Raw genomic sequence first — 24,460 nt, forward strand, 5'->3', positions numbered from 1 at the left:
GGAAATGCGCGAAAAGCACGATCCGATCGAAGCCGCGAAGGTTGAACTGATCGCCCGCGGCATGTCCGAGGACAAGCTCAAGGACATCGACAAGGCAATCCGCACCCGCGTTTCCGAAGCCGCCGATTTTGCCGAAAGCTCACCCGAGCCGGAGATGGGCGAATTGTACACCGACGTTCTGGTGGAGCGTTACTGATGGCCGTCGAACTCAAGATGCCCGCGCTCTCGCCGACGATGGAAGAGGGCAAGCTCGCGCGCTGGCTCGTCAAGGAAGGCGATGAGGTCAAGTCCGGCGACATTCTCGCCGAGATCGAGACTGACAAGGCGACGATGGAATTCGAAGCCGTCGATGAAGGCACGATCGGCAGGATCCTCGTGGCCGAAGGCACCGAGGGCGTGAAGGTGGGAACGGTCATCGCTGTGATTGGTGATGGCGATATCGCTTCGCCAACCGCCGCTGCGCCTGCGCCAGTCGCCGAAGCCGCGCCGGTTGAGGCTGCTCCGGTTGAGGCCACACCCGCGCCCGCCAAGTCGAACATGAAGACGATCACCGTGCGCGAGGCCCTGCGCGATGCCTTGGCCGAGGAAATGCGCCGCGACGACCGTGTCTTCGTCATGGGCGAAGAGGTCGCGCAGTATCAGGGCGCCTACAAGGTTACGCAGGGCCTGCTCGACGAATTCGGGCCGAAACGCGTGATTGATACGCCGATCACCGAATACGGCTTTGCCGGCATCGGCACCGGCGCGGCGATGGGCGGCCTGCGCCCAATCGTCGAATTCATGACCTTCAACTTCGCCATGCAGGCGATTGACCACGTCATCAATTCGGCGGCCAAGACCAATTACATGTCCGGCGGCCAGATGCGCTGCCCGATCGTGTTCCGCGGACCCAACGGCGCGGCCAGCCGTGTCGGCGCGCAGCACAGCCAGAACTATGGTCCGTGGTATGCCTCGGTCCCCGGCCTGATCGTAATCGCGCCGTTCGATGCGTCGGACGCCAAGGGCCTGCTCAAGGCGGCGATCCGCAGCGACGATCCGGTGGTCTTCCTCGAAAACGAGCTGGTCTATGGCCGCAATTTCGAGATCGCCGAGGAAGATGACCACGTCATCCCCATCGGCAAGGCCCGCGTCATGCGCGAAGGCAAGGACGTGACGATCGTGTCCTATTCCATCGCCGTCGGCTGGTCGCTTGACGCGGCGGAAGTGCTGGCAGGCGAGGGGATCGACGCCGAGGTACTCGACCTGCGCACCCTGCGCCCGCTTGACCGCGAGGCCGTGCTCAAGAGCCTGGCCAAGACAAACCGCCTCGTCATTGCCGAGGAAGGCTGGCCGGTCTGCGGCATTGCGTCGGAAATCATGGCGATCTGCATGGAGGAAGGTTTCGACCACCTCGATGCCCCTGTGCTGCGTGTCTGCAACGAGGATGTGCCGCTGCCCTATGCCGCGAACCTTGAGAAGGCGGCGATCATCGATCCGGCGCGCATTGCCGCGGCGGTGCGCAAGGTCTGCTACAAGTAATCAGGTCGCGCTGAAAGTCGAGCAGCTGGCAACGGTTCCGGCGGGGTTGGTCTGATAGACTTGCGTCAGGTCGCGACTGTCGCGCACGTTGAAGGCGGCGGTCGACCGGATGGTCTTGTTGGCGATCAGCGCGGCGGAAATCAGCGGCTTGTAGTCATAGACGACCTCGACGAAGATCACCCCGTCGCCCACCGGCGCGAGGACTTCCTGGCCCGTTGGTCCGATGCCGGTCGGCTTGAGATCGCCTTGCACGCCATAGCTGGAGGCGACGTTCTTCAAGCCCTTGCAGCGCTGCCAGTGGATGTACTGCTTGCCGGCGGAGTTGACTTCGAGGCTCGAGACAATGACCCGCGCGCTGGACAGCAGGTTCAGCGCGTCGCCGCCATCGAGCTGGGCGCCAATCATCACGTCGTTGATGTCGCCTTCGTAGATCTTGCGGTTGGTCAGGCTCGACGTGTCACCGATGCGCGAGGCGTTGTCGGCTACCTGCAGCGTCACCTGGCTCACCCGCAGGTTGACCATCATGTACCACGCCATTTCCCCGCCATACAGAAGGGTTGTCAGCAGGATCGGCGCGATCAGGGCAAATTCGACCGCCGCGACGCCGCGCTCCGAAATGCCCAAGTGGCGCAGAAATGGACGCAGTTTTTTCATGGCGGACAGTTCCTGTTGACCTTGGTCAGGTCCTGGATGCCGAACGGCTGGTTGCGCAGCACGGTCTGGGTCTTCACCGTAACGGTGTTCGAAAGGCCCACCATCGGCGCAACCGCGAGCGGGCGCGGATAGGTCATGGTCACCGAATAGAGCACTGCATCCTTGGCGCCGCCCTGGCCTGTCTTGCCCCGGTCAGTGTCCCACTTGTTGTTGCCGTTGATGTCCTCGTAAGGTTCACCCTTGTCACAGGAGCCGTTGCCGTTGACGTCCGTAAAATCCTCGGGCTTCGAGACGGATCCGAAGGTTGCATAGGCCTTGCGCGCGTAAGCCAGCGTGGCGTTGGGCACGACCATCTTGATTTGGTCTGTCACGCGCTGGTCGATCGTGGAGGTGGAGGTCGCCGCCCCTTCGATCGTCGAATCACGGCCCGCTTTCTGAAGCGCCCCCTGCAACACCGAGGTGGCATAGAGCTGGTAACCGAGGTCATACGTGCCCATCAACAAGACCAGCAGGACCGGCGCGATCAGGGCGAATTCGATGACCGTAACACCACCTGTGTCGCGCATCAGGGCGCGCAAGGTGATCACTTGGAAATCCGCAGGTCGCCCATGGCTTCGGCGATCTTGGTGAAGACGTTATTGAGCGTGGCGGCATCCTTGGCGCTGAAGGACTTGCCGGGGCCGGCGCAGTCAGCCAGCACCGGGTTGAGATCGAGCCCGAAGCTGATCACCCAGACGGTGATGTTCTTCTTCTTCACTTCGTTGCAGGCCACGGTGAAACGGTTCTCGACCGTCTGGGTCAAGGTGTAGGGCGAGGCCGAATTCCAGCGGCGCTGGGTCAGCGGCTCGATGCCATAGGTTCCATAGGACAGCTCGAGTGGTGCGGTCAGGCCGTCGGTCAGGAAGATCAGGTGGCGGTGCGTGGCCGATCCGCCGACGTCCGCGTTTTCTGTGGCGAACAGGCCGGTGGGCGAAAGCAGGCGGCCGCCCCAGATCATGCCGATGTCGTGATATGTGCTGCCCGCGGGCACCAGGCTATCGACATAGTTGGACACAGCGGTGGCGTTCATTTCGCTCAGCTTGGCGGCAGGTGCCGGGCAGGCGGCATAGCCATTCCAGCCTGCGTGAATGTAGTCGCCATCATAGTTGATCGGTCCGACTGACCAAGGCCATGACGACCAGTTCCACCAGTCGATGCCGCGCGCCCAGGCCACGTCGGGCAGCCTGAATTTCCACTGGGTATCAGGGTTTCCGGCAGTCGGAACCGTATCGATGTCGAGATCAAGCGCCCGGGTCAGGTCGACATTGGCATAGTCCGTAATCACGTAGGTGGCGCGTTCTTCGATGCAGCCGCTGTACCAGGCATCCAGCTTGTCGACCTTCTCGGGATAGCCGCCCATATCGACCGAAATCTTGCCGCCTTTCGGGGGCTTGCTGGCGTTGCTATCCTTGAAGGTGCTGACATCAAGTGTGTAGGGCTTGTAAGTCCAGTCGTAGTCCTTGACCTTTTTGTCGCCGAGCCGCTTCTCGGTATAAACATAGGTGTAATTCGTATAGGTATAGGGCTGAACGGAGATGTACCCTTCTGCCGTGGTCGAGCAGTTGTACCCCGTCCCGTTGACGACATAGCGAATGTTCACCGTCCCGTCAGGATCGGTCCACCGCGCAATTTCGGTCCAGGTCGGATAGCCTGACGGGCACGATACGGCGGAATAGGCCGTGCCATAGGCAAAGCCTCCGCTCTCGTAGATCCAGTTTTGCTGATATTGCGGGACGATCACCGTATTGCCCGTGTCGCGCGCTTCGCGACCGTGGAACACGTTGGTGTCGGCCATCCAGCCCGACTGGAGCAGCCCGGCCACGTTGACGTTGGTCGAGTAGGGCACAAAGCCATAGCGCATCCGCGTACCGGGGGTCTTGGCAGCTTCAAGCCGGGCGTGGAAACCCTTTACCACATCGCGCAGCACTTCGATCTTGGATTTGCTGTCTCCGGCGTTGGTTTCTGTCATCGACCCGGTGGTATCGAGCACCATCATAACGTCGGTGTTGGAAAAGTTCAGTTTGGCCTGGCAGGTTACCGCGATGTTAAGCTGGGTATAGCCGAACAGCGCCATCAGCGTGGTCGGCACCTGGACATTTGCGTTGCCGGTGATCGAGTAATTGGCCTCGATATTCATCGTGAAACTGCGGGTGCCGGTGCCATAGGAACCAGACTTGAAGTTCGCGTTGAACAACTTGTCGCCTTCGGCCTGGACGTCGCTGGTCGGCGTGGCGGTGGTGATGATGTCGCTGCCCAGCTTCTTGCGCGCGGCGAGCACGCCGGCATCGCAGGCCTGCTGCAAACGGCTTTGCGACAGATAGCCGCGGCCCATGTCGATCCCGCCGCCGATCATGGCAAGGATCGGGACGAGCGCGAACGCAACGATCATCAGGGTATTGCCGGCCTGGTCGCGCGAAAGCCGCGCGAAGAATCGCGCTGCCTGCCGTGCCATATCCCTGCCGTTCGAAAAGCGCATGCGCCCCACCTGAGGTTTCCCGGTACGCTGCCGCAATAGATCAGGGCCTGTAACGGCTTCGTTAATTCTGAGGGTTAATTTGTTGACCGAGTGCGTTTTTACTTAGCGCTCGAAACCACATGCCCGGAACCGCAATCGGGGCCTATTCGACCAGGAACACCGGTTGTGAATAGCTGAGCGGGATGTCGCTGACGCCAATCAGGTTCATGACCGATGGGGCGTTGTATCGGATCGATACCGACAATTCGGTCGTGCCTGCAACGCGCTGGGTCACGGGACGGCTGACGCTGATCGTCAGCCGGGACGTATCGAGCATATAGGGTGCCGAAGTCGCCATGGTCCGCGCCGTGGTCGTCAGGTCGTTGGTATCGCGGTAGCTTCCGGTCTGGTACTGCACCACGGCATATCGGGAAATATCGGCCGCCGCGCTGCGCATGGCGTTGTAGCTGTTCATCGTGATGCCGATCTGGAAGACGCCGAGCATCATCGTGATCAGAACGGGGATGAGCAAGGCGAATTCGATCGCAACAGAGCCGCTGGAGTCGCGGACAATGCAATTTGCGCGGCGCTTGATCATATCGCGTCCGTCGATGTGGTCTGCTGCTTGATCATGACATAGCGCGTGACGTTGAGCGGAACTGCATTGCCAATGCCGAACTGTGTCCAGACCGGGGCATAGCTGTCAGTCAGCGATATCTTGATGTAAGAACTGATAAGGTTGGTGCCGCACCCGGTTGCATCGGTGGCATATGTAGTCGTCGACCCGCACCGATATGCCGCGTCAACCGCGACATGGTCCTGATCAAGTCCGGTGGATGTCTGCAGGATCCCTTTCAGGGTTGCGCGGCGCGAAGGACTGGTCGGTTCAGAGGCCAGCGCAACGGACGACGCCTCGGCTGAAGCGATCTGCAGTTCCGATTGCCGGGCGACAATGCGGCTGGCTTCATAGGATCCCACTGACATGCTCAGAAGCACTGGCGCAATCAGCGCGGTCTCCAGTGAAACCGCGCCCAGCTTGTCGCCAGCCAGGCCGGAAAGGATTCGCTTCAGGCCCATCATGAAACCAGCGTCACTACGGATTCTGCGCCGCCGGCATCAAGGATGTTGGCACCTGCGGGAATGCAGAAATTGTTGAAGTCGGTCGCGCCGGTGATCGTCACGTTGTTGGCCACCACCATCATGCACACACCGGAAACTGCGGTGGTGCCGTTGAACCAGATTTCCCGCTTGGGCGTATAGAGGATCCCGTTCAACACGACGTCGGAATTGCCGTTCAGCTTGATCTGTTCGGTTGAATCCTGATCATGGAAGACCAGCGATGCCAGCGTGTCGGCAACCGCGTTGGTGAAGCCATAGGTGTTCACCAGGGTTTCCTTGGTGATTCCGCTCAACGTCACGTCGGAATTCGAATTGATGTGCATGCCGTTCGAAGTCTTGATGACGAACATGACGTCAGTGCCAGTCACTACCTGATTCTGGCCGAAATCGATAGAATCGACAACATAGATTCCCGGCTGGAAATGGGTCTCGCAGGCGACGCTGATGGCTCCATATGTCCCCGGCTGAGGGCGGGCGATGCCGTCTGAACCGGCCGTCGTGGTGGTGGTGACATCGCTGAGGGTCGTTGTTGTGACGATCTTCTTGATTTCATACTTCTTGGGCGACGTGCTGACCTGTCGCACATAGGAATAGCTGGTTACCGACGTCGATCCGTTTACCGAGCCGGACGGAACTTCTGCATTGCTGATCGCTGTTCCGGCGTCAGACGAACCGGCGGTTGCCGGCGACCAGGTCGTCGTGTTGGTTCCGGCATTGGCCGATGCCAGCGCCTGATTGGAATTGTTGCCGGTGTGGTACTGATAGGTCGTAACCGTCGAAACCCGCTTGGTTGCCTTGGTGGATGTGCTGGCCGCCGAAACAGAAGGACACGAATAGGTCTGGGCCGGGCTGGGGCTGGGGTTCGGTTGGGGAATGGACCCGAGCGGATTGGTCAGGCCGCCGCTGTTGGGGTGCATGGTGCCATTGCTCGAGAATTCGCTGTCAATGCCGCCGCCCGCAACCAGCATGCCCAGCTGCGCCGTGGAGGATCCGTTCTTGACCATTGCTGCCGTCGCGTGCGTTGAAAGCGCGACAACGCCGCAAGTTGCGGAGCCGCTGGCATTGCCGCCAAGGGTAAAGGCACCTTGCATCGATGGATGCAGCGCGACAATACAGCCGGAATAGTTCGTTCCCGCCGAGGTGGCGGCCTTTGCGCTGACCTTTACCGTCACTGAGCTGCCGGTCAAAAAGCTCGAAAAGGGCAGCGACTTGCTCGCCGAAGCTTCGACGGTGACGGCATTGTTCAAGCCTGTGCCATAGTTGCCCAGCGTCACCGTTGGCGTAGCGTCGAAGTCCCCAACGGTCTGGATGTTGGCGTTGTATTCCTGGATTGCGCGGGTCTGGTAGGTGGAAATGGTCGATGAACTGGTGCGTGCCCAAGCACCGGCGATCGCCGCCTGATCGACCGCGACCTGCAATTCGCGCTTCCACAGAAACCATTGGGCCGTATCGACGGCAAGCCCGCCACCGCCAATGATTGCCGGCATGCTGATCGCCACGACCAGAGCCGCATTGCCACTGGCGTTGCTGACCAGATCCCGGAAAATCTTTCGCGCTCTGTCAAACATCGGATTACCTTGCTCAGGCCCATTTTTGGCACGTGGCGTATTGGCCCTAATACGTAGGTGCTGGTAAACGCTTCATTGCAAAGGTTCGGTTAACGCTGCGGAAGGTGGCAGATTGCTGCGAATCTCGCCCCGAAGCCGGCCCGCACTTGACAGCGAGCGGCCAAGGCATGAACGCGCTGGGCATGGATGCTGCGCTGATCGACGGGCTTTCGCCGCTTTATCGCCTGGCGCTGGCCTATGCTCCCGGCCCCGCCAAGCCGGCCTGGCTGACCTTTCTTGCGCTGGATGCTCGACTTGCCGGACTGCTGCGGCAGGCGCGCGATCCGGTGCTGGCGCAGATCCGTCTGGCCTGGTGGCGCGAGCGGCTGGAGCAACCGCCCCGCGATCGCCCGCGCGGTGAGCCCTTGCTCGCCAGGTTTGCTGACTGGCCGGATGGGGGGAGTGCGCTTTCGCCATTGGTCGATGGTTGGGAGGCGCTGCTAGGCGATCCCCCCCTGCCGCTGGCTGCGCTGGATTGCTTTGCCGAGGGCAGGGCGGCAGGAATATCCGCGCTGGCAGCCTGTCTGGGACTGGCTGATCCGGCGCCCGATCTGGCTCGTTCATGGGCCATGGCGGACCTCGCTTGCCACCTCGGCGATCCGCACGAACAAGCGCTGGCTCTGGAGGGGCTGGCGGATGGCCCTGCGCCTGCCGGCCTGCCAAGGGGGCTGCGTCCTTTGCTCGTGCTCCAACGTGTGAACCACCGTGCCGCGCGTAAGGGCGGGGCGGCGCAGCTGACCACACCTGCGGCCCTGTTCACAGCCATGCGCGCGGGCTTGCTAGGCCGCTAAGGACTTGGCACTAAGGCTTTTCACGGAGAATCAGCGATGAATCGCACTGTCATGGGAGCTTTCGCCGCCCTGCTGCTCGTCGCTACGGGCTTGTTCTGGTGGCAGGGCCGCGCCGCGCTCGACATCGGCGAGCCGCCGCCCGCCGTTCCGGGGGGATTGCCGGCGGACGAAGGTCTGCCTGATGCAACCGGGCAGGGCCTGCGCGGGGCATTGCCGCCGGCGGCCAGCGAAGCGACCAAGGAACAGCGCCGCTTCGACCGGCTTGACCGCAACCGCGACGACAAGATCACCCGCATCGAAATGCTCACACCGCGCATCGCCGGCTTCCGCAAGCTCGATGCCGATGGCAACAACCTCCTGAGCTTTGAAGAGTGGGCGGTGAAAACCTCCAATCGCTTCAAAGGCGCGGACGGCAACGGCGATGGCAATCTGGACCGCGGTGAATTCACGAAGACCAAGCCAAAGGCGAAAGCGAAGCCCGCGTGCAATTGTGGGCCGACAGCCAAGGCGCGGGCGACCAATAACCGCGCTGCGGCGACCGAGTCGGCAGACGAAGAGAGCGAGGAATAGGCGCGCCGTTCGGGGTTTGACCGGGACTGCTGGCCAAATTGCTCAGCCTTCACGTTCGCGCCAGCGTTCCGCCGGTCCCGGGTCAAGTCCGGGACGACTTTACAGCGTGGCGGCCTGCTTCCAATCTGACAAATCTGCCTTGGCCCGGTCCGTATAAGCCGCCTTGCGCGCCTTCTTCTTCACATCGTGCAGCGGCGGGAACAGGCCGAAGTTGACGTTCATCGGCTGATAGCTGTCCGCCTCGGCATCGCCGGTGATATGCGAGAGAAGCGCGCCCAACGCCGTGGTGGCCGGCGGCGCTTGCCAATCGGTGCCCGCCAGTTCGCAGGCCGTCATCAACCCGGCGATCAGGCCGACGGCCGAGCTTTCGACATAGCCTTCGCAGCCGGTGATCTGCCCGGCAAAGCGGATGTGCGGCGCAGACTTCAGCCGCAATTGCCGGTCGAGAAGCGTCGGCGAATTGAGGAACGTATTGCGGTGCAGCCCGCCCAGCCGCGCGAATTCCGCATTTTCCAGCCCCGGGATCGTGCGGAACAGGCGCACCTGTTCGGCGTGCTTCAGCTTGGTCTGGAAGCCGACCATGTTCCACAGCGTGCCCAGCTTGTTGTCCTGCCGCAGCTGGACCACGGCATAGGGCCAGCGGCCATTGGGATGCTCCTCGGTCGCCCAGTGCGGGTTATCGAGCCCGACCGGCTTCATCGGCCCGAAGCGCAGGGTTTCGACGCCGCGCGATGCCATGACCTCGATAGGCATGCAGCCATCGAAGTAGGGTGTGTTCGCCTCCCACTCCTTGAACTCGGTCTTTTCGCCCGCCATCAGTCCGGCGTGGAATTCCGCGTATTGCTCGCGGGTCATCGGGCAATTGATATAGTCGCGCCCGTCGCCGCCCATTTCAAAGCTGGCCTCGGCACCCTTGTCCCAGCGACTGGCCATCCAGGCGACGTCCATGTCGATAGAGTCGCGATAGACGATCGGCGCGATGGCATCGAAAAAGGCGAGGCTTTCCGCGCCGGTGGCACGGCCGATGGACCCAGCAAGGCTCTCTGCTGTCAGCGGCCCGGTGGCGACGATGGTCAGGCCGGCTGCGGGCAGGGTATCGATGCGTTCACGCACCACGGTAAGATTGGGCAGGCCGGCCAACGCGGCTTCGACCTGAGCCGAGAAAACATCGCGGTCGACCGCCAGCGCCGATCCGGCGGGCACGCGCGCCTTGGCGGCGGCAGCCATGACCAGCGAATCGAGCGCACGCATTTCATGATGCAGCAGGCCGACCGCGTTCGACGTGTCGTCGTCCGAACGGAACGAATTCGAGCAGACCAGTTCGGCCAGCTGATCGGTCTGGTGCGCGGGCGACCTGTCTCCGGCTCCGCGCATTTCCGACAAGCGAACCTTGAGCCCGCGCCGCGCGAGCTGCCACGCTGCCTCGCTTCCGGCGAGCCCGCCGCCGATGATGTGCACGTCATATTGCATGGAGCCAGCCTCTAGCCCTTGCGGCCCTGCTTGGACAGGGGTTAGCTGGCCCGATGATTTCGACATTCGACACCCGGGGTAAAACACTGATCGCGGCGAGTGTGATCGCCGCGATTGCTTTCTACTTGCTGCGCTCCGCTGATCCCATGCCTGTGGCGCTTATCATCCTGAAAGGCACCGGAGTCGGGATGCTGGCCCTGCTCTCCCTGCTGTACGGACCCGGACGAAACGGCGCGATGTTGGCGGGCGTCATGGCGCTGGGCGCGTTGGGCGACATGCTGATCGAGTTCGACACGGTCGCCGGAGCCGCCGCCTTCCTGATCGGCCACCTGCTCGCCGTGGTTCTCTATCTGAGGTTCCGGCGTGAACGGTTGACGACCAGCCAGATGATGCTCGCCTTGGTGATCCTCGTAACCGTGCCATTCGCCGGCTGGAGCCTGCCCGCCGACCGCGCATCGGCCCCGATGGTTCTGGTCTATGCACTGGCGCTTGGACTGATGGCAGCGGCGGCGTGGACCAGCCGGTTTTCGCGTTATTCAGTCGGGATTGGTGCGGTGCTGTTCGTGCTGTCTGATCTGCTGATCTTCGCGGAGGGCGGCCCGCTGGCGGATAGCGCCTTGCCGCACCTGCTGATCTGGCCGCTCTATTATATAGGGCAGCTGATGATCTGCCTCGGTGTGCTGGGCGTCTTGAGACGCGAGCCAATTCGTTGAACAGGTCAACTGCTCCTTTACCAACTCGTCATGCTGAACTTGTTTCAGCATCCATTTCAAGTGTCGCCCCTAAGCCTCGTTGCGAAGAGCGACCGAGAGGCTGCATAATATTCACCGCGCCGAGCGTGCGGCCTGATGGATGCTGAAACAAGTTCAGCATGACGACACTCTTGGATCGGGCAAAGCCCGCAAGCCTAGCCCGCGACAGGCAGCCGCACTGTGCCGTCGTCGTCGCGGTGCAGGGGGCTGTAGGCCACGGCGGCGGATAGCGGCAGGTCACCATAGATATGCGGGAACATCTGCCCGCCGCGCGATGGTTCCCACTTCACCGCGCCGCCCAGCGCTTCGAGATCGACCGCGACGATATGCAGGTCATCCTGCCCGTCGAAATGCTTGTCGACCGTTTCGGTCAGTTGCGCGGCGGTCGACAAGTGGATGTAGCCATCGGAGAGATCAACCGGCGCGCCCTTGAACACGCCGGCCTCTTCCAGTTCGGCCATCTGCGGCCCGGTCAGGACCTTGTAGGCGGTGAGGGGGAGTTCACTCATTCGGCAGCGGGTTCCGCATCGTCTGTCGGGGCTTCGGGGGCTGCCTCGGTCGCTTCGATATCCTCGACCTCGGTCTCATCCTCGCCGGAATCAGCCAAACGCACGGCGCTGACCACATGTTCCGCGTCGGCGACGCTGAACAGGCGGACCCCGGCCGAACCGCGCCCGATCACGCGCAGCGACTCGAGTGGCAGGCGGATCAGCTTGGCCTGATCGGTAACAAGCATCAGCTGGTCGGCCTGAACCGCCGGGAAGCTGGCGACGACAGGCCCGTTACGGCCAATATTGTCGATATTGGTGATGCCCTGACCACCACGGCCCGTGCGGCGATATTCATAGGCGGAGCTCATCTTTCCATAGCCATTGGCGCAGACGGTAAGGATGAACTGTTCGCGCTCCGCCAGTTCGGTCATGCGTTCGCCCGTCAGCGAAGGTTCGCCTTCCTTTTCGCCCTTCCACGGGGCGAAGCGGACATATTGTTCGCGCTCTTCCGCGATGGTGCCAACGCGGTGGAGGATCGACAGGCTGATCACCTCGTCGTCGCCCTTGAGCAGCATGCCGCGCACGCCGGTGGAGGTGCGGCTGGTGAACTCGCGCACTTCGTCGCCGGCAAAGCGGATCGCCTTGCCGGAGCGGCTGGCGAGCAGCACGTCGTCGGTCGGATCGAGCAGGGCGACGCCGATCAGGCGATCTTCGCTGCCCTCTTCAAAGCGCATGGCGAACTTGCCGTTCGAGGGCACGTTGGCGAACGAGTCCATCGAGTTGCGGCGGACATTGCCCTTGGCCGTGGCGAAGACGACCGAGAGGTTGCCCCATTCCGCCTCGTCCTCGGGCAGGGCGAGAACGGTCTGGATCGTCTCGTCCTTGTCGAGCGCCGGGAGCAGGTTGACGATGGGCCGCCCGCGCGTGGCCGGCCCGCCTTCGGGCAGCTTCCACACCTTGAGGCGGTAAACCTTGCCGGCGGTCGAGAAGAACAGCACCGGATTGTGAGTCGAACAGACGAACATGGTCTGCACCACGTCCTCATCCTTGGTCGCCATGCCGGCACGGCCCTTGCCGCCGCGATTTTGCGCGCGGAAAGTGGCAAGCGGGGTGCGCTTGATATAGCCGTCCATGGTCACGGTAACGACCATTTCCTCGCGCTCGATCAGGTCTTCGTCGTCGATGCCGTCCCATGCGGGGGCGATCTCGGACTTGCGCGGCGTGGCATAGGCGGCGCGGATTTCGGTGAGTTCCTGCACCATCACGGCATAGAGCTTCTTCCGGTCCCCAAGGATCGCGAGGTATTCCTCGATCGCAATCGCCAGCAACTTGAGCTCGCCGCCGATCTCGTCGCGGCCCAGCGCGGTGAGGCGGTGCAGGCGCAGGTCGAGGATCGCCTTCACTTGCGCTTCGGACAGGCGATAGGTGCCGCCGCTCTGCTCGGCATCGGGCTCGATCGCTTCGACCAGACGGATGTACTGGGCAATATCGCCGATCGGCCATTCGCGGGTGACGAGGGCCGCGCGGGCCGCTGCCGGATTCGGCGCGGCGCGGATGATGCGCACGACTTCGTCGAGGTTGGTCACCGCAATGACGAGGCCGAGCAAGATGTGCGCCCGGTCACGCGCCTTGTTCAGTTCGAACTTGGTGCGGCGGGTAATCACTTCCTCGCGGAAGGTGATGAAGGCGCTGATGAATTCGCGCAGCGTCAGCGTTTCGGGGCGGCCGCCACGGATGGCCAGCATGTTCGCCGGGAAGCTCGACTGGGCTGGCGTATGCCGCCACAACTGGTTGAGCACGACTTCGTGCGTCGCATCGCGCTTCAGTTCGATGACGACGCGCACGCCAAGGCGGCTCGATTCGTCGCGAATGTCGGAAACGCCTTCGATCCGCTTGTCCTTGGCGGCTTCGGCAATCTTTTCGACCAGCCCCGATTTGCCGACCTGATAGGGCATCGAGGTGAGAATGATCGAGCGGCGGTCGCCTCGGCCTTCCTCGATCTCGTAGCGGCAACGCTGGAGCACGGAACCGCGCCCGGTCAGATAAGCGGAACGCGCTCCGGCCTGACCAAGGATCATCGGCGCGGTCGGGAAGTCCGGCCCGGGGATGATCTCGATCAGTTCCTCGGTCGTGATCGCGGGATTCTCGATATAGGCGAGGCAGCCGTCGATCACTTCGCCCAGATTGTGCGGCGGAATGTTGGTCGCCATGCCGACCGCGATGCCGCCGGCGCCGTTGACCAGCAGGTTGGGGAAGCGGGCCGGGAGGACCGACGGTTCCTGGCGGGAGCCATCGTAGTTGTCGATGAAGTTGACGGTATCCTTGTCGAGATCGTCGAGCAGGGCATTGGCAACGCGGGCAAGGCGCGCTTCGGTGTAGCGCATCGAAGCCGGTGGATCGGGATCCATCGAGCCGAAGTTGCCCTGACCGTCGATCAGCGGCAGGCGCATCGACCAGTCCTGCGTCATGCGGGCCAGCGCGTCGTAAATCGCGGTATCGCCGTGCGGGTGGTAGTTGCCCATCACGTCGCCGACGATCTTGGCGCTCTTGCGATAGGGCCTTCCCGCGACCATGCCGCCTTCCTGCGCGGCGAACAGGATGCGGCGGTGAACCGGCTTCAGACCGTCGCGAACATCGGGCAGGGCGCGCGCCACGATCACGCTCATCGCGTAATCGAGGTAGCTGGACTTCATCTCGTCGACGATGTCGACGCGGGTGAATTCCTCTGCCGGTTGCGGCACTACAGGCATTTCGGTTTCATCGCTCACTGCTGCGGTAATCTTTGTTCTGTTTTCGGTTCCGTGGCCCTAGGCGAATGCGCCGCAAAGGGCCAGCGCGGCGTGCCTTTGCCGTCCCTTTACGCCCCGTTTTTCCACACATTGCCGTCTGCTCGCTGCACGAGCCATTCAATTGGCATTCACCGGGCAAATTCTAGGCATGCCAGCATTGCAAAAGGCCCATTTCCCGGCCATTGCTGGGGATGAAGTCTTGCAGTCCGCCACGACAGTCGCGGCGGGCACTTTGGAGGAGAATACTGCCCATGTCCGCCATTTCCCGGCGCTCAGGCCTGCTTTCGCGCGGTGCCATTGCCTTGGCGCTTGCCGCTGCTTCGGCAGCGGTGGCCATGCCGGCCAATGCCGCCAAGAAGGAAAAGGAGGCCGCCGCGCCTGCCGCTTCCAAGATCCAGATGTCGAAGGCCTTCCAGCCGCTGGCAATTGCTGCGCAGAAGAGCCTCGACACGGCCAAGGTGCGGCCTGACGTTGTCGCTGCCCAGCAGGCCGTCAAGACGGCAACTGATGCCTACAACGCTGCCCAAGGCTCAGCCGCTCGCAAAACTGCTATGACCCAGCGTGAAGCTGCGCTTGCCAGCCTGCTCACCGCTTTCTCGGCCGAACGCACGCAGATCGAAGCGCTCAAGGGCGCCGCGACGACTCCGGATGACAACTTTGTCGCCGGTCAGCTGCTTTCGGGTTTGGGACTTGCCGCACAGGACATGAAGATCGTCCGTAGCGGTTATGAAGCGATGCTGGTCTCGGGCAAGTATCCGGCTGCCGACACGCCCAAGCTGCAGAACGCGATCGGTTCGATCTGCTATGATCTCAAGGATTACGCCTGCGCCGTCACGCAGCTCGATGCTGCGGTGAAGATGGGTTACAAGGGTGACGCCACCGAAGTCCTGCTGGCCGACTCTTACATCCAGCAAGGACAGGTCCAGGTTGGACTCGACCGCCTGATGGCCGGGATCAAGGCGCGCAGCGCTTCGGGTACTGTCGCTCCGCAGGAATGGTATCGCCGTGGCCTTTCGGCCGCTTACAAGGCCAAGATGCTTGATCAGGCCGGCGCCTTCTCTAACGCGTTGGTGGAAGCCTATCCGACCAAGGAAAATTGGGCGGGTGCCATTTCGATCCTGCGTCTTGTTGCCAAGTACGAAGTTCAGGAACGCCTCGACCTGATGCGCCTGATGCAGCGGACCGACAGCTTCAGTGACGGCTCTGACTACTTCGAATTCATCCAGGCTGCCGATCCGCGCCGCCTGCCGAGCGAAGTTCTCACTGTGATGAACGCAGGCCTCGCCGCCGGCAAGCTGCAGCGCAGCGACATCTCGGTGACCGAAGCGCTGTCGCAGGCCAATGAGCGAGTGAGGACGGAAACGCCGACGCTGCCGGGCCTCGAAAAGAGCGCGATGGTGCCGACCGCGACGGGCAACTCGATCTCCGCAACGGCTGACGCGCTGATGTCCTATGGCCAGACGGCCAAGGCTGAAGCGCTGTACCGGATTGCCTTGCAGAAGGGCGGCGTTGACGTCCAGCGCGTCAATACTCGCATCGGCATCACTCTGTTCGATCAGGGGAAATATGCCGAAGCCAAGGCCATGTTTGACGGGATCACCGGCATTCGCCAGCCGATGGCGCGCCTGTGGTCGGTCTATGCCTCGCAGAAGATGAAGCCCGCCGTCTAAAAACGCGGCACTGCCAGAATTGAAAGGGCGGCGGGAAACCGTCGCCCTTTCCGTTTGCGCGCTGCCTGGGGCTCAATCGGCGGGGTGGAAGTGGCCGTCATACTCGTCAAGTACGTGGAGCAACCCATCCGAGATGGCGAAAAATGCGCCGCGCAATGTAAGCTCGCCTTTGGCTTCCTTGCGCTGGATGCAGGGGAAGGTGCGCAGGTTTTCCAAGCTGACCTTGACGCCGGCCTGTTCCATCGCTCGCTCTGCTACGCGGCCTTCGGTGCCATGCTGGGCGGCGACTTCTTCGCGCGCTTCGTCGAGCAGGGCGATCCAGTCAGCCACGAAGCCGCCTTCGCCGGGTTCGGTGCCGCGCAGCTCCTGAGTCAGCGCCGCCTTGCAGCCACCGCACATGCCGTGACCGACGACGACGATTTCCTTCACCTTGAGCACCTGAACCGCAAATTCCAGCGCGGCGGAAACGCCGTGGTGACCGGGCGTCGTCTCGAAAGGCGGGACCATCGCGGCGACGTTACGTACGACGAACGCCTCGCCCGGATCGAAGTCAAAGATCTGCGACGGGTCAACGCGGCTGTCCGAGCAGGCGATGACCATGATTTCGGGCTCTTGCCCTTCGCGCAGCGTTGCCCAACGTTCGCGGTTGGGATTCCAGCCAGATTGGCGAAAGCGGCGATAACCTGCGAGCAGGCGGTCGAGTTGGGGGGACTTTGCATCGGCCATGCGCAGTCCCATGCGCAAGGCGATTGCCTCTGGCAAGAGGGCATTTTGCAGCCTATGGGCAGGCGCGATGAACGACATGTCCTCTCCGCCCCCTGAACGTCAGCGCAAGCCGGACTGGATCCGCGTCAAGGCGCCGACTAGCCGCGAATATGCCGCGACTCGCGATCTGATGCGCGGCCTCTCGCTCACCACGGTGTGTGAGGAAGCGGCCTGCCCGAACATTGGCGAATGCTGGTCGAAGAAGCACGCCACGATGATGATCCTGGGTGACGTCTGCACGCGGGCCTGCGCCTTCTGCAACGTCAAGACGGGCCTGCCGCGCAAGGTGGATCCGCTGGAACCGGAACATGTTGCCGAAGCCGCCGCCAAGCTGGGTCTTGAACATATCGTCATCACTTCGGTTGACCGCGATGACCTTGCCGATGGCGGGGCCGGGCAGTTCGTGAAAGTGATTCAGGCGCTGCGCCGCATGACGCCGTCGACGACGATCGAAATCCTCACCCCCGATTTTCGCGGCAAGATGCGCGCGGCGGTTGAAGCCATCGTCGCGGCGGGGCCGGATGTCTACAACCACAACCTTGAAACGGTGCCGCGGAATTACCCGATGATCCGCCCGGGCGCGCGGTATTACTCATCGCTGCGCCTGCTTGAGGAAGTGAAGCACCACAACCCGATGATCTTCACGAAGAGCGGCATCATGCTCGGCCTTGGTGAGCAGCGGCTTGAAGTACATCAGGTGATGGACGACATGCGCAGTGCCGACATCGATTTCCTCACCATGGGGCAATACCTGCGGCCGACGCCGAAACATGCCGAGGTCAAGGAATTCGTCACCCCGCAGGCATTCAACGCCTATGGTGCGATCGCCCGGGCCAAGGGTTTCCTGCAAGTCGCATCGACGCCGCTGACCCGTTCGTCATACCACGCTGGCGACGATTTCAAGGCGATGCGCAGCGCGCGTGAAGCCAAGTTGGCCAAGGAAATGGCGAAGGCCTGATGCCCGGTATCGCCGAGATTCGCCGGCTGCCATGGAGCGCCCAGCAGATGTTCGATCTGGTGGCTGACGTTTCGCGCTATGGCGAGTTCCTGCCCTGGGTCATCGCCACGCGAGTGCGATCCGACTCTGACGAGGAAATGATCGCCGACATGCTGGTTGGCTTTTCGGCGATCCGGGAAAAGTTCACCTCGCGGGTCATCAAGCACGGGCCCCATGCGATCGAAGTGATTTACGAAGACGGCCCGCTCAAGGACCTCGACAACCGCTGGCAGTTCCGCGATCTGCCCGAAGGCGGCTGCGAGGTCGACTTTTCGGTCCAGTTCAGCTTTCGCAACGCCCTGTTCGAAAAAATTGCCGGCCAGTATTTCGACAAGGCTTTCAGGAAGATGGTCGCTGCTTTTGAGACGCGAGCTGAACAGCTTTACGGCAATAGCAATTCCAGCGCCACCAGCGCCGCCTGAAGCCGCACCTGCGCCCGGGTGCCGGGTTCGAAGTGCTTTTCTTCCGAACTTGAATCTACTTCGCCGCGAATGGCCTTGGCGAAGACCACCGTGCCTACCGGCTTCTCGCGCGATCCGCCGCCCGGTCCGGCAATCCCGCTGATCGCCACGGAAACGTCGGCCTGGCTGTGCTTGAGCGCGCCTTGCGCCATGGCCCAGACGCAGGCGATGGAAACCGCGCCGAACGTGTCGATGATGTCGGGCGATACGCCGAGCAGTTCCTGCTTGGACTCGTTGGAATAGGTCACGAAACCGCGATCGAACACGTCGGACGACCCGGAAATCTCGGTCAGCGCCGCGGAAACAAGTCCGCCAGTGCAGCTTTCGGCGACTGAGACCCTGCGGCCAGCGGCAGCGTTTTCTTCGATCACCCGGCGGGCGAGTGCGGTCAGTTCAGCGGGGAGCAGGGAGTCTTGCTGGTCGGTCATTTCAGTTCGCCTGGCAAATCATCGCGCCAGCCTTGCTCTTGCGGTCGCGCACGGCGACGACGATGATCTCGCCCGCCAGATCAACCAGCTGATCCGGAGACAGCGGTGAAAGTTTAGCAGCTATTCCGCTGATATCCTTGCATTCACTGGCGTTCAATTTGCCAATAATTTCCTTGGTGACCTTCTCGTTCAGACTGGCCTGGAGGACGTCATCAGGCAAATCGAGCTCTTTTGATCCTCCCCAAACGCGCATGACGGCCGCTTTCGCCGCCTTCCATTCCACATCCTTGCGCGCGGCAAGAGCCTCTGAAATCCGTTGTCCGCCCGACAGCAAATAGGCATCCGAAGCGAGGTGCGGCCGGCAGCTGGTGATCATCGGGTCCATGACGACCGGCAGGGCATAGGCGATCAGGCTGTTCACTTCCGCACGGGTGAAGCAGGCCGGTTCGGCCGCTTGCGCCGTCGTGGAAATCAGGGAGGCAATGCCCGCGGCGGCGCGAAAGGTGGCTTTCATCGAATGTCCTTGCGTCATGTCTGGTCAGCCCTTGCAGATCGCGATTCTGCCGATCCGCGGATTTTTCCCCTGTGCCATGAGCCCCAGTGACAGGGCAATCAGCTCAGCCGTGTTTTCCGGAGGCAAGGGCGAGAGCAGCCACAAGGCGCGGTCAATCGGGCTGCAACGGTCGGTCGGCATCTGTTCCACGACCATGCTTGTCACCAATCCATCGACCAGTGGCTGCACGGTGGCGTCGGGAAGCTTGCGCACGGCGTCGGTCATGTCACCCGCGCCGCCCACCTTGAGCAGCGCGGCCCTGGCTGCGGGCCATGCTGCCGCCTTGCCGGGGCCATAGCGCGCGGAAAGCTTCATGCCCTCGCGCGTCAGATAGGCGTCCTTGCCCAGAACCGGGCTGCAGCGCTGGCTGGTGCCGGCAATCACGCTGGGCAGGGCGTAGGAGGCCACCGCCGTCGCCTCGCGCGGGGTCAGGCAAGCCGCATCGGCCGCCATCGCCGCTTGCGAGGAGGCCAGCGACATCAGCGAAAGTGTCAGGGCTATGGCACGCATCGGGATAAAGTCCGTTTCATTTGCGGATCACGCTGGCAACGGCCTGAGCGGCAATGCCCTCGCGCCGGCCAGTGCTGTCCAATCCCTCGGTTGTCGTCGCCTTGACGCTGACCTGGCTGGAGGCGACGCCCATGATATCAGCCAGCCGCGCCTGCATTTCCGCGCGGTGCGGTCCAATTTTCGGAGCCTCGCAGATGATTGTTACATCGACATTGCCAACCGCATAACCCGCCTCTGCGACCAGTTGCACCGCGTGGGCGAGGAACCGCGCGGAAGGTGCGCCCTGCCATTGTGGGTCGCTCGGCGGGAAGTGCTGGCCGATATCACCTGCTGATATCGATCCGAGCAGTGCATCGACAAGCGCATGGATCGCTACGTCGGCATCGCTGTGCCCGGCCAGGCCGTGGCTGTGTTCGACCTGCACGCCGCAGAGCCACAGTTCCTCACCTTGCGCAAGCCGGTGGACGTCATAGCCGGTGCCAACGCGCATGGCGGGCAGGGCGGCGAAGTCCTCGGCGAAGGTCAGTTTGTGCAAAGCTTCGTCTCCTTCGACGAGTGCGACGGGAATCCCGGCTGCCTGCGCGACTTGCGCATCGTCGCCCGCATCAGGTGCGCCGGCCCATGCACGATGCGCGGCGAGGATTGCGGCAAAATCGAACGCCTGCGGGGTCTGGGCCCGCCGCAGCGCTTCACGCGAGGCAGGGGCCCCCATATAGCCGCCCTCTGCGTGGGTCAGGCTGTCGACCACCGGCAGGACCGGGATCGCGGCCTTGTCGACTTCCAGCGCAGCGTTGAGGCGGTCCAGCAGGGTGTCGGGGATCAGGGGCCGCGCGGCATCGTGGATCAGCACCCGCGCCGCAGCATGGGCAGCGAGGGCCTCAAGACCCGCGCGAACCGAGGCCTGCCGCGTCGCACCGCCGGTGACGAACCGGACCTCAAGGCCTGCCAGCGCTTTGGCAGCGATGTCCTCTGCGCCTTCCGGAATGCACACGACAATCGGCGCAATACCGCGACGCGCCAGCCGTTCGACCGAATGGCGCACTAAAGGCTTGCCGCGCCACAGGGCGAACTGTTTGGGCAGCGGTTGTCCGGCGCGCAGGCCGGCACCGGCCGCAACCACGACAGCGGCAGTATCGCGAATGGGGTAAGGATGCTCGCTCATCAGGCAACGCGGGTAGTATCTTGCGGTTGCCGGGGCAATCCACTATGCGCTGCCCAAATTTTAGGCACATTTCGATGATCGCAGTTCCTCCTCCTCCGCAAGTCAGGCCGATTGCTGTCGGACCGGTCGGTATCGACTGCCCGGTGATCCTTGCGCCGATGACGGGCGTTACCGACTTACCGTTCCGCCGGCTGGTGCGCCGCTTTGGCTCGGGGCTCAACGTCACAGAGATGATCGCCAGCCCCGCCGCGATCCGTGAAACGCGCCAGTCGCTGCAAAAGGCGATGTGGGATGCGGCGGAGGAGCCGGTTTCAATGCAGTTGGTTGGCTGCGAACCGGCGCAAATGGCCGAAGCTGCGAAGCTGGTCGAAGATCAGGGCGCCGCGATCATCGATATCAACATGGGCTGCCCGGTGAAAAAGGTGGTCAACGGCGATGCCGGATCGGCACTGATGCGCGACATTCCGCTCGCCACGCGGCTGATCGAGGCAACGGTGAAGGCGGTATCGGTGCCGGTGACGGTCAAGATGCGCATGGGCTGGTGCCATGACAGCCTCAACGCCCCCGAACTCGCCCGCATTGCCGAGGATCTCGGTGCGAAGATGGTCACCGTCCACGGCCGCACGCGCAACCAGATGAACAAGGGCGAAGCCGACTGGCGCTTCGTCCGCAGCGTCAAGGAGGCCGTTTCGATCCCGGTCATCGTCAATGGCGATATCTGCACGATTGAGGACGTCGCCGCCGCCATGGAGCAATCAGGCGCCGACGGCGTGATGATCGGGCGCGGCGCTTACGGCAAACCGTGGCTTCTGGGCCAGGTCATGCACTGGCTGCGAACCGGCGCGGCGATAGCGGACCCTGATATTGACACCCAGTTCGCCACCATGATCGAACATTACGACATGATGCTTGAGCTCTACGGCCGCGAAACCGGCGTGAAAATGGCCCGCAAGCACCTGGGTTGGTACACCAAAGGCCTGCACGGGTCGGCAGACTTTCGTAACAAGGTGAACTTTGTTGATGATCCCGATGAAGTTGTTCGAAATTTACGCGAGTTCTACGCGCCGTTCTTGAAGCGGCAGGCAGCCTGAACGACCATCATGGCAGAATTCCCCGATGCTCAGCGTCAGCTATCATCCCTCGGGCTGGCGCTTGTGCTGCTGGGGCCGGGGCAAAGGATTATTCAGGCCAACCCTGCTGCCGAGCAGTTTTTCAGCCAGAGCCTGCGCCGCTTGCGCAGGTTTTCACTGACCGAGCTGATTCATTTCAAGGATAACCGGCTGATTGCCCGGCTGCAGGACAGTGAAACGCCGATATCAGCGCGTGATATCAATGTAATCGTGGCCGGACTGGGGCCAAAAAGGCTTGATATAACAGTCGCTCCGATCATTGACGAGCCTGGTTGGCAGATGGTCACCCTGCAGGACGCCAGCGGCGCCGAAGCGCTGGGCAACGATGGCGGCGGCGCTGAGGATGTGGTGCTGCGCGCGCCGGAAATCCTCGCGCACGAGATCAAGAACCCTCTGTCCGGCATAAAGGGAGCGGCGCAGCTGCTGGCCCGCAAACTCGGCGAGAAGGACCGCGCGCTGACCAGCCTGATCGCGGAAGAGGTCGACCGGATTGCCCGCCTAATCGATGAAATGCAGGCGCTTTCCAGCCGCACTGTTGCTCCTGTTGCTGCCTGCAATCTGCACGAAGCCGTGCGCCGCGCGCGGGCCGTACTTGACGCGGCGGGCAAGGGGGACGCGCTTGCCGAGGAGTTCGATCCCTCGATCCCGCCAGTCCTCGCCAGCCGGGATGGCCTCCTGCAAGTGCTGATCAACCTGCTGTCCAACGCGGTCGAGGCTTGTCAGAACGTGCGCGGGCCCAAGGTAATCGTGCGCACGCGATTTTCCAGCGGCATCCAGCTTTCTGCGGCAACGCCGGGGGCCAAGCCGGTGCGCCTGCCGATCGAATTGCGCGTCAGCGATAACGGCCCAGGGATCGATCCGGCCATGGTCGACCACATTTTCGAGCCGTTCGTCACGACCAAGAAGACGGGGCAGGGGCTTGGCCTAGCACTGGTGCGCAAGCTGGTGCGCGACATGAACGGCCGCATTGTCCACGAGCGCGATGATGCCGGGGGTTGGACGCATTTCCGGCTGCACCTGCCGCTCGCTACTGATGCTGGCACGCATGAGAAAGGAAAAGCCCCGCGATGAGCGTTCTCCTCGTCGAAGACGACATGTCGATTGCGATTGTCATCACCGCCGCTCTCGAGGCGGAGGGATTTTCGGTCACGCACTGCGATTCGGTTGCCATGCGCGACCGTCTGCTGGCTGACAGTGACTTCAATGTGCTGGTCACCGACGTGATGCTGACCGATGGCGACGGCATCGTGGGCCTGCCCGGCATCCGGGAGAGTTTTCCGAAGATGCCGATCATCGTGCTTTCGGCGCAGAACACGCTCGATACGGCGGTGCGCGCCACGGATACCGGCGCTTTCGAGTATTTTCCGAAGCCCTTCGACATCGACGAACTGGCCCGCACGGTGCGCCAGGCGGCGTTGTCTTCGGGTGGGCAGATCAACGAGATCGAGGATACGCCGACGCCGGGTCTGCCGCTGGTTGGACGCTCTGCACCGATGCAGGCCGTATACCGCATGATCACGCGGGTGCTGCGCAACGACCTGACAGTGCTGGTGCTCGGTGAATCGGGCACGGGCAAGGAGCTTGTTGCTGAGGCAATTCATCAACTTGGGCATCGTAGCTCAGGTCCGTTCGTAGCTGTGAACACAGCCGCGATCCCCGCCGAACTTATCGAAAGCGAACTGTTCGGGCACGAAAAGGGCGCATTCACCGGCGCTGTCGCCCGGCACATCGGCAAGTTCGAGCAGGCCAACGGCGGCACATTGTTCCTCGACGAGATCGGCGACATGCCGATGCAGGCGCAGACCCGGCTGCTGCGCGCCCTGCAATCGGGGACTGTCCGCCGCGTTGGCGGGCGCGACGAGGTAAAGGTTGACGTGCGCATCATCGCTGCGACCAATAAAGACCTTGAACCGATGATCGCGGCAGGGACTTTCCGCGAGGACCTCTATTACCGGCTCAACGTCGTACCGATCCAGATGCCGCCGCTGCGCGAACGCGCTGATGATATCGAAGCGCTGGCCCGGCATTTCCTCCAGCTTGCCGCCGGCGAAGGCCTGCCGCGTCACCAGCTGTCGGCCGATGGCGCTGAACTGCTGTCCCGCCAGCCATGGCGCGGAAACGTGCGCGAACTGCGCAATTTCATCTACCGGGCGGCGCTGCTCGCACGCGATGATATCATTGATGCTACCACGCTAGATACCTTGCTCGTCAGCCAGCCGCGCGATGTGGGCGAGGGCGGCCCTGCCAGCCTGGACGATAGCGTGATCCGCTGGCTCGCCGATACGGCCCCCGGCGCGGGGCAGGTCTATGACGAGGCGCTGGCGGCCTTCGAGCGACCGCTGTTTTCGCAAGTCCTGCGCTCGACTGGCGGCAACCAGCTTCGCGCCGCGCAGATTCTCGGCATCAACCGCAATACGTTGCGCAAGCGCATCAGTGAATTGGACATCGATCCAGACAGTTTTGCGCGCCGTAACTGACGGGTCGCGACAAAGGCCTTGCATTTCTGCAACAGTCGCGTTGTAACGACGC

General features: G+C 62.6%; 24 protein-coding genes and 1 pseudogene. 11 read left to right on the forward strand and 14 right to left on the reverse strand.

All coding sequences use genetic code 11. From position 1 onward, the window contains the following. Together RMO89_RS04920 and RMO89_RS04925 are read left to right on the forward strand one after the other, a co-directional pair. A partial coding sequence (locus tag RMO89_RS04920; RefSeq protein ID WP_310531578.1) for a thiamine pyrophosphate-dependent enzyme occupies positions 1–196 on the forward strand: 196 nt, incomplete at its 5' end. Beyond that, the gene (locus RMO89_RS04925) at positions 196–1,518 is read left to right on the forward strand and encodes a pyruvate dehydrogenase complex E1 component subunit beta (RefSeq protein WP_310531579.1); all 1,323 of its coding nucleotides are present in this window, start codon (positions 196–198) and stop codon (positions 1,516–1,518) included. The genes RMO89_RS04920 and RMO89_RS04925, both read left to right, overlap by 1 nt. Here the strand turns inward: RMO89_RS04925 and RMO89_RS04930 are convergent, their stop codons facing one another. From RMO89_RS04930 to RMO89_RS04955, 6 genes are all read right to left on the reverse strand, one after another. Then, the gene (locus RMO89_RS04930) at positions 1,519–2,172 is read right to left on the reverse strand and encodes a pilus assembly protein (protein WP_310531580.1); all 654 of its coding nucleotides are present in this window, start codon (positions 2,170–2,172) and stop codon (positions 1,519–1,521) included. Further along, positions 2,169–2,738: a TadE/TadG family type IV pilus assembly protein gene (locus tag RMO89_RS04935; RefSeq protein WP_310531581.1), complete on the reverse strand. Its 570-nt coding sequence runs from the start codon at positions 2,736–2,738 to the stop codon at positions 2,169–2,171. The genes RMO89_RS04930 and RMO89_RS04935 overlap by 4 nt, the downstream gene beginning before the upstream one ends. 17 nt (positions 2,739–2,755) lie before the next feature. After that, positions 2,756–4,687 (reverse strand): Tad domain-containing protein, encoded by a 1,932-nt coding sequence (locus RMO89_RS04940; protein WP_310531582.1) that lies wholly within the window; start codon positions 4,685–4,687, stop codon positions 2,756–2,758. A gap of 142 nt (positions 4,688–4,829) precedes the next feature. Beyond that, the gene (locus RMO89_RS04945) at positions 4,830–5,264 is read right to left on the reverse strand and encodes a TadE/TadG family type IV pilus assembly protein (protein ID WP_310531583.1); all 435 of its coding nucleotides are present in this window, start codon (positions 5,262–5,264) and stop codon (positions 4,830–4,832) included. After that, complete coding sequence (locus tag RMO89_RS04950) at positions 5,261–5,746, reverse strand: TadE/TadG family type IV pilus assembly protein (protein ID WP_310531585.1); 486 nt, start codon at positions 5,744–5,746, stop codon at positions 5,261–5,263. Before RMO89_RS04950 ends, RMO89_RS04945 begins: the two co-directional genes overlap by 4 nt. Beyond that, positions 5,743–7,353, reverse strand: coding sequence for a pilus assembly protein TadG-related protein (locus tag RMO89_RS04955; RefSeq protein WP_310531586.1), 1,611 nt, complete (start codon positions 7,351–7,353; stop codon positions 5,743–5,745). Before RMO89_RS04955 ends, RMO89_RS04950 begins: the two co-directional genes overlap by 4 nt. A gap of 167 nt (positions 7,354–7,520) precedes the next feature. Between RMO89_RS04955 and RMO89_RS04960 the strand changes: the two genes are divergently transcribed. Further along, positions 7,521–8,183 (forward strand): hypothetical protein, encoded by a 663-nt coding sequence (locus RMO89_RS04960; RefSeq protein WP_310531587.1) that lies wholly within the window; start codon positions 7,521–7,523, stop codon positions 8,181–8,183. A gap of 36 nt (positions 8,184–8,219) precedes the next feature. Continuing rightward, positions 8,220–8,675: pseudogene (locus tag RMO89_RS04965) on the forward strand (hypothetical protein); the annotation flags it as partial. A gap of 177 nt (positions 8,676–8,852) precedes the next feature. On the opposite strand, the gene trmFO reads toward RMO89_RS04965, so the two are convergent. Next, positions 8,853–10,223: a methylenetetrahydrofolate--tRNA-(uracil(54)-C(5))-methyltransferase (FADH(2)-oxidizing) TrmFO gene (gene trmFO, locus RMO89_RS04970; protein WP_310531589.1), complete on the reverse strand. Its 1,371-nt coding sequence runs from the start codon at positions 10,221–10,223 to the stop codon at positions 8,853–8,855. Between the two features lie 53 nt (positions 10,224–10,276). On the opposite strand from trmFO, the gene RMO89_RS04975 reads away from it, so the two are divergent. Then, complete coding sequence (locus tag RMO89_RS04975) at positions 10,277–10,936, forward strand: lysoplasmalogenase family protein (RefSeq protein WP_310531590.1); 660 nt, start codon at positions 10,277–10,279, stop codon at positions 10,934–10,936. A 194-nt stretch (positions 10,937–11,130) separates the two neighbouring features. On the opposite strand, the gene RMO89_RS04980 is transcribed toward RMO89_RS04975, so the two are convergent. Together RMO89_RS04980 and gyrA are read right to left on the reverse strand one after the other, a co-directional pair. Next, on the reverse strand, positions 11,131–11,484 hold the full coding sequence (locus tag RMO89_RS04980; protein WP_310531591.1) for a DUF952 domain-containing protein: 354 nt from the start codon (positions 11,482–11,484) through the stop codon (positions 11,131–11,133). Next, positions 11,481–14,216 (reverse strand): DNA gyrase subunit A, encoded by a 2,736-nt coding sequence (gene gyrA / locus RMO89_RS04985; RefSeq protein ID WP_310531701.1) that lies wholly within the window; start codon positions 14,214–14,216, stop codon positions 11,481–11,483. Before gyrA ends, RMO89_RS04980 begins: the two co-directional genes overlap by 4 nt. 290 nt (positions 14,217–14,506) lie before the next feature. On the opposite strand from gyrA, the gene RMO89_RS04990 reads away from it, so the two are divergent. Further along, the gene (locus RMO89_RS04990; RefSeq protein ID WP_310531593.1) at positions 14,507–15,925 is read left to right on the forward strand and encodes a hypothetical protein; all 1,419 of its coding nucleotides are present in this window, start codon (positions 14,507–14,509) and stop codon (positions 15,923–15,925) included. A 72-nt stretch (positions 15,926–15,997) separates the two neighbouring features. On the opposite strand, the gene RMO89_RS04995 is transcribed toward RMO89_RS04990, so the two are convergent. Beyond that, positions 15,998–16,651, reverse strand: a complete 654-nt coding sequence (locus RMO89_RS04995) for a carbonic anhydrase (protein ID WP_310531594.1) — start codon at positions 16,649–16,651, stop codon at positions 15,998–16,000. Positions 16,652–16,718: 67 nt separating this feature from the next. Here RMO89_RS04995 and lipA point away from each other — a divergent pair, with 67 nt between their 5' ends. Further along, a complete protein-coding gene (lipA, locus tag RMO89_RS05000) occupies positions 16,719–17,648 on the forward strand; it encodes a lipoyl synthase (protein WP_409035514.1) in 930 nt (309 codons plus the stop codon). Next, positions 17,648–18,109, forward strand: coding sequence for a type II toxin-antitoxin system RatA family toxin (locus RMO89_RS05005; RefSeq protein WP_310531595.1), 462 nt, complete (start codon positions 17,648–17,650; stop codon positions 18,107–18,109). The genes lipA and RMO89_RS05005 overlap by 1 nt, the downstream gene beginning before the upstream one ends. On the opposite strand, the gene RMO89_RS05010 is transcribed toward RMO89_RS05005, so the two are convergent. The 4 genes from RMO89_RS05010 to RMO89_RS05025 form a co-directional block, all read right to left on the reverse strand. Beyond that, positions 18,070–18,576, reverse strand: coding sequence for a CinA family protein (locus RMO89_RS05010; RefSeq protein WP_310531597.1), 507 nt, complete (start codon positions 18,574–18,576; stop codon positions 18,070–18,072). The genes RMO89_RS05005 and RMO89_RS05010 overlap by 40 nt on opposite strands. Position 18,577: 1 nt before the next feature. Then, positions 18,578–18,997, reverse strand: a complete 420-nt coding sequence (locus tag RMO89_RS05015; protein ID WP_310531598.1) for a hypothetical protein — start codon at positions 18,995–18,997, stop codon at positions 18,578–18,580. A 117-nt stretch (positions 18,998–19,114) separates the two neighbouring features. Continuing rightward, positions 19,115–19,639: a hypothetical protein gene (locus RMO89_RS05020; protein WP_310531599.1), complete on the reverse strand. Its 525-nt coding sequence runs from the start codon at positions 19,637–19,639 to the stop codon at positions 19,115–19,117. 16 nt (positions 19,640–19,655) lie between these two features. After that, positions 19,656–20,801, reverse strand: a complete 1,146-nt coding sequence (locus RMO89_RS05025) for a bifunctional 2-C-methyl-D-erythritol 4-phosphate cytidylyltransferase/2-C-methyl-D-erythritol 2,4-cyclodiphosphate synthase (RefSeq protein WP_310531601.1) — start codon at positions 20,799–20,801, stop codon at positions 19,656–19,658. Positions 20,802–20,875: 74 nt separating this feature from the next. On the opposite strand from RMO89_RS05025, the gene dusB reads away from it, so the two are divergent. Genes dusB through RMO89_RS05040 form a run of 3 tightly spaced genes read left to right on the forward strand, consistent with a single transcriptional unit; the run spans position 20,876 to position 24,408 of the window. Continuing rightward, on the forward strand, positions 20,876–21,892 hold the full coding sequence (dusB, locus tag RMO89_RS05030) for a tRNA dihydrouridine synthase DusB (RefSeq protein ID WP_310531602.1): 1,017 nt from the start codon (positions 20,876–20,878) through the stop codon (positions 21,890–21,892). Between the two features lie 9 nt (positions 21,893–21,901). Continuing rightward, the gene (locus RMO89_RS05035; RefSeq protein WP_310531603.1) at positions 21,902–23,002 is read left to right on the forward strand and encodes an ATP-binding protein; all 1,101 of its coding nucleotides are present in this window, start codon (positions 21,902–21,904) and stop codon (positions 23,000–23,002) included. Continuing rightward, positions 22,999–24,408: a sigma-54 dependent transcriptional regulator gene (locus RMO89_RS05040; RefSeq protein ID WP_310531604.1), complete on the forward strand. Its 1,410-nt coding sequence runs from the start codon at positions 22,999–23,001 to the stop codon at positions 24,406–24,408. The genes RMO89_RS05035 and RMO89_RS05040 overlap by 4 nt, the downstream gene beginning before the upstream one ends. Positions 24,409–24,460: the final 52 nt, after the last annotated feature.

This window comes from Novosphingobium sp. (genome assembly GCF_031424035.1).
GTDB lineage: Bacteria > Pseudomonadota > Alphaproteobacteria > Sphingomonadales > Sphingomonadaceae > Novosphingobium.

Coding starts and splice junctions, on each gene's coding strand:
- RMO89_RS04940 (WP_310531582.1), bottom strand. CDS start 4,687: ATGCGCTTTTCGAACGGCAGGGATATGGCACGGCAGGCAGCGCGATTC.
- RMO89_RS04960 (WP_310531587.1), top strand. CDS start 7,521: ATGAACGCGCTGGGCATGGATGCTGCGCTGATCGACGGGCTTTCGCCG.
- RMO89_RS05035 (WP_310531603.1), top strand. CDS start 21,902: ATGGCAGAATTCCCCGATGCTCAGCGTCAGCTATCATCCCTCGGGCTG.
- RMO89_RS05025 (WP_310531601.1), bottom strand. CDS start 20,801: ATGAGCGAGCATCCTTACCCCATTCGCGATACTGCCGCTGTCGTGGTT.
- RMO89_RS05005 (WP_310531595.1), top strand. CDS start 17,648: ATGCCCGGTATCGCCGAGATTCGCCGGCTGCCATGGAGCGCCCAGCAG.
- RMO89_RS04980 (WP_310531591.1), bottom strand. CDS start 11,484: ATGAGTGAACTCCCCCTCACCGCCTACAAGGTCCTGACCGGGCCGCAG.
- RMO89_RS04950 (WP_310531585.1), bottom strand. CDS start 5,746: ATGATGGGCCTGAAGCGAATCCTTTCCGGCCTGGCTGGCGACAAGCTG.
- RMO89_RS04955 (WP_310531586.1), bottom strand. CDS start 7,353: ATGTTTGACAGAGCGCGAAAGATTTTCCGGGATCTGGTCAGCAACGCC.
- RMO89_RS04945 (WP_310531583.1), bottom strand. CDS start 5,264: ATGATCAAGCGCCGCGCAAATTGCATTGTCCGCGACTCCAGCGGCTCT.
- RMO89_RS04995 (WP_310531594.1), bottom strand. CDS start 16,651: ATGGCCGATGCAAAGTCCCCCCAACTCGACCGCCTGCTCGCAGGTTAT.
- RMO89_RS05010 (WP_310531597.1), bottom strand. CDS start 18,576: ATGACCGACCAGCAAGACTCCCTGCTCCCCGCTGAACTGACCGCACTC.
- lipA (WP_409035514.1), top strand. CDS start 16,719: ATGAACGACATGTCCTCTCCGCCCCCTGAACGTCAGCGCAAGCCGGAC.
- RMO89_RS04975 (WP_310531590.1), top strand. CDS start 10,277: ATGATTTCGACATTCGACACCCGGGGTAAAACACTGATCGCGGCGAGT.
- RMO89_RS04925 (WP_310531579.1), top strand. CDS start 196: ATGGCCGTCGAACTCAAGATGCCCGCGCTCTCGCCGACGATGGAAGAG.
- RMO89_RS05020 (WP_310531599.1), bottom strand. CDS start 19,639: ATGCGTGCCATAGCCCTGACACTTTCGCTGATGTCGCTGGCCTCCTCG.
- RMO89_RS05040 (WP_310531604.1), top strand. CDS start 22,999: ATGAGCGTTCTCCTCGTCGAAGACGACATGTCGATTGCGATTGTCATC.
- dusB (WP_310531602.1), top strand. CDS start 20,876: ATGATCGCAGTTCCTCCTCCTCCGCAAGTCAGGCCGATTGCTGTCGGA.
- gyrA (WP_310531701.1), bottom strand. CDS start 14,216: ATGCCTGTAGTGCCGCAACCGGCAGAGGAATTCACCCGCGTCGACATC.
- RMO89_RS04935 (WP_310531581.1), bottom strand. CDS start 2,738: ATGCGCGACACAGGTGGTGTTACGGTCATCGAATTCGCCCTGATCGCG.
- RMO89_RS04990 (WP_310531593.1), top strand. CDS start 14,507: ATGTCCGCCATTTCCCGGCGCTCAGGCCTGCTTTCGCGCGGTGCCATT.
- trmFO (WP_310531589.1), bottom strand. CDS start 10,223: ATGCAATATGACGTGCACATCATCGGCGGCGGGCTCGCCGGAAGCGAG.
- RMO89_RS04930 (WP_310531580.1), bottom strand. CDS start 2,172: ATGAAAAAACTGCGTCCATTTCTGCGCCACTTGGGCATTTCGGAGCGC.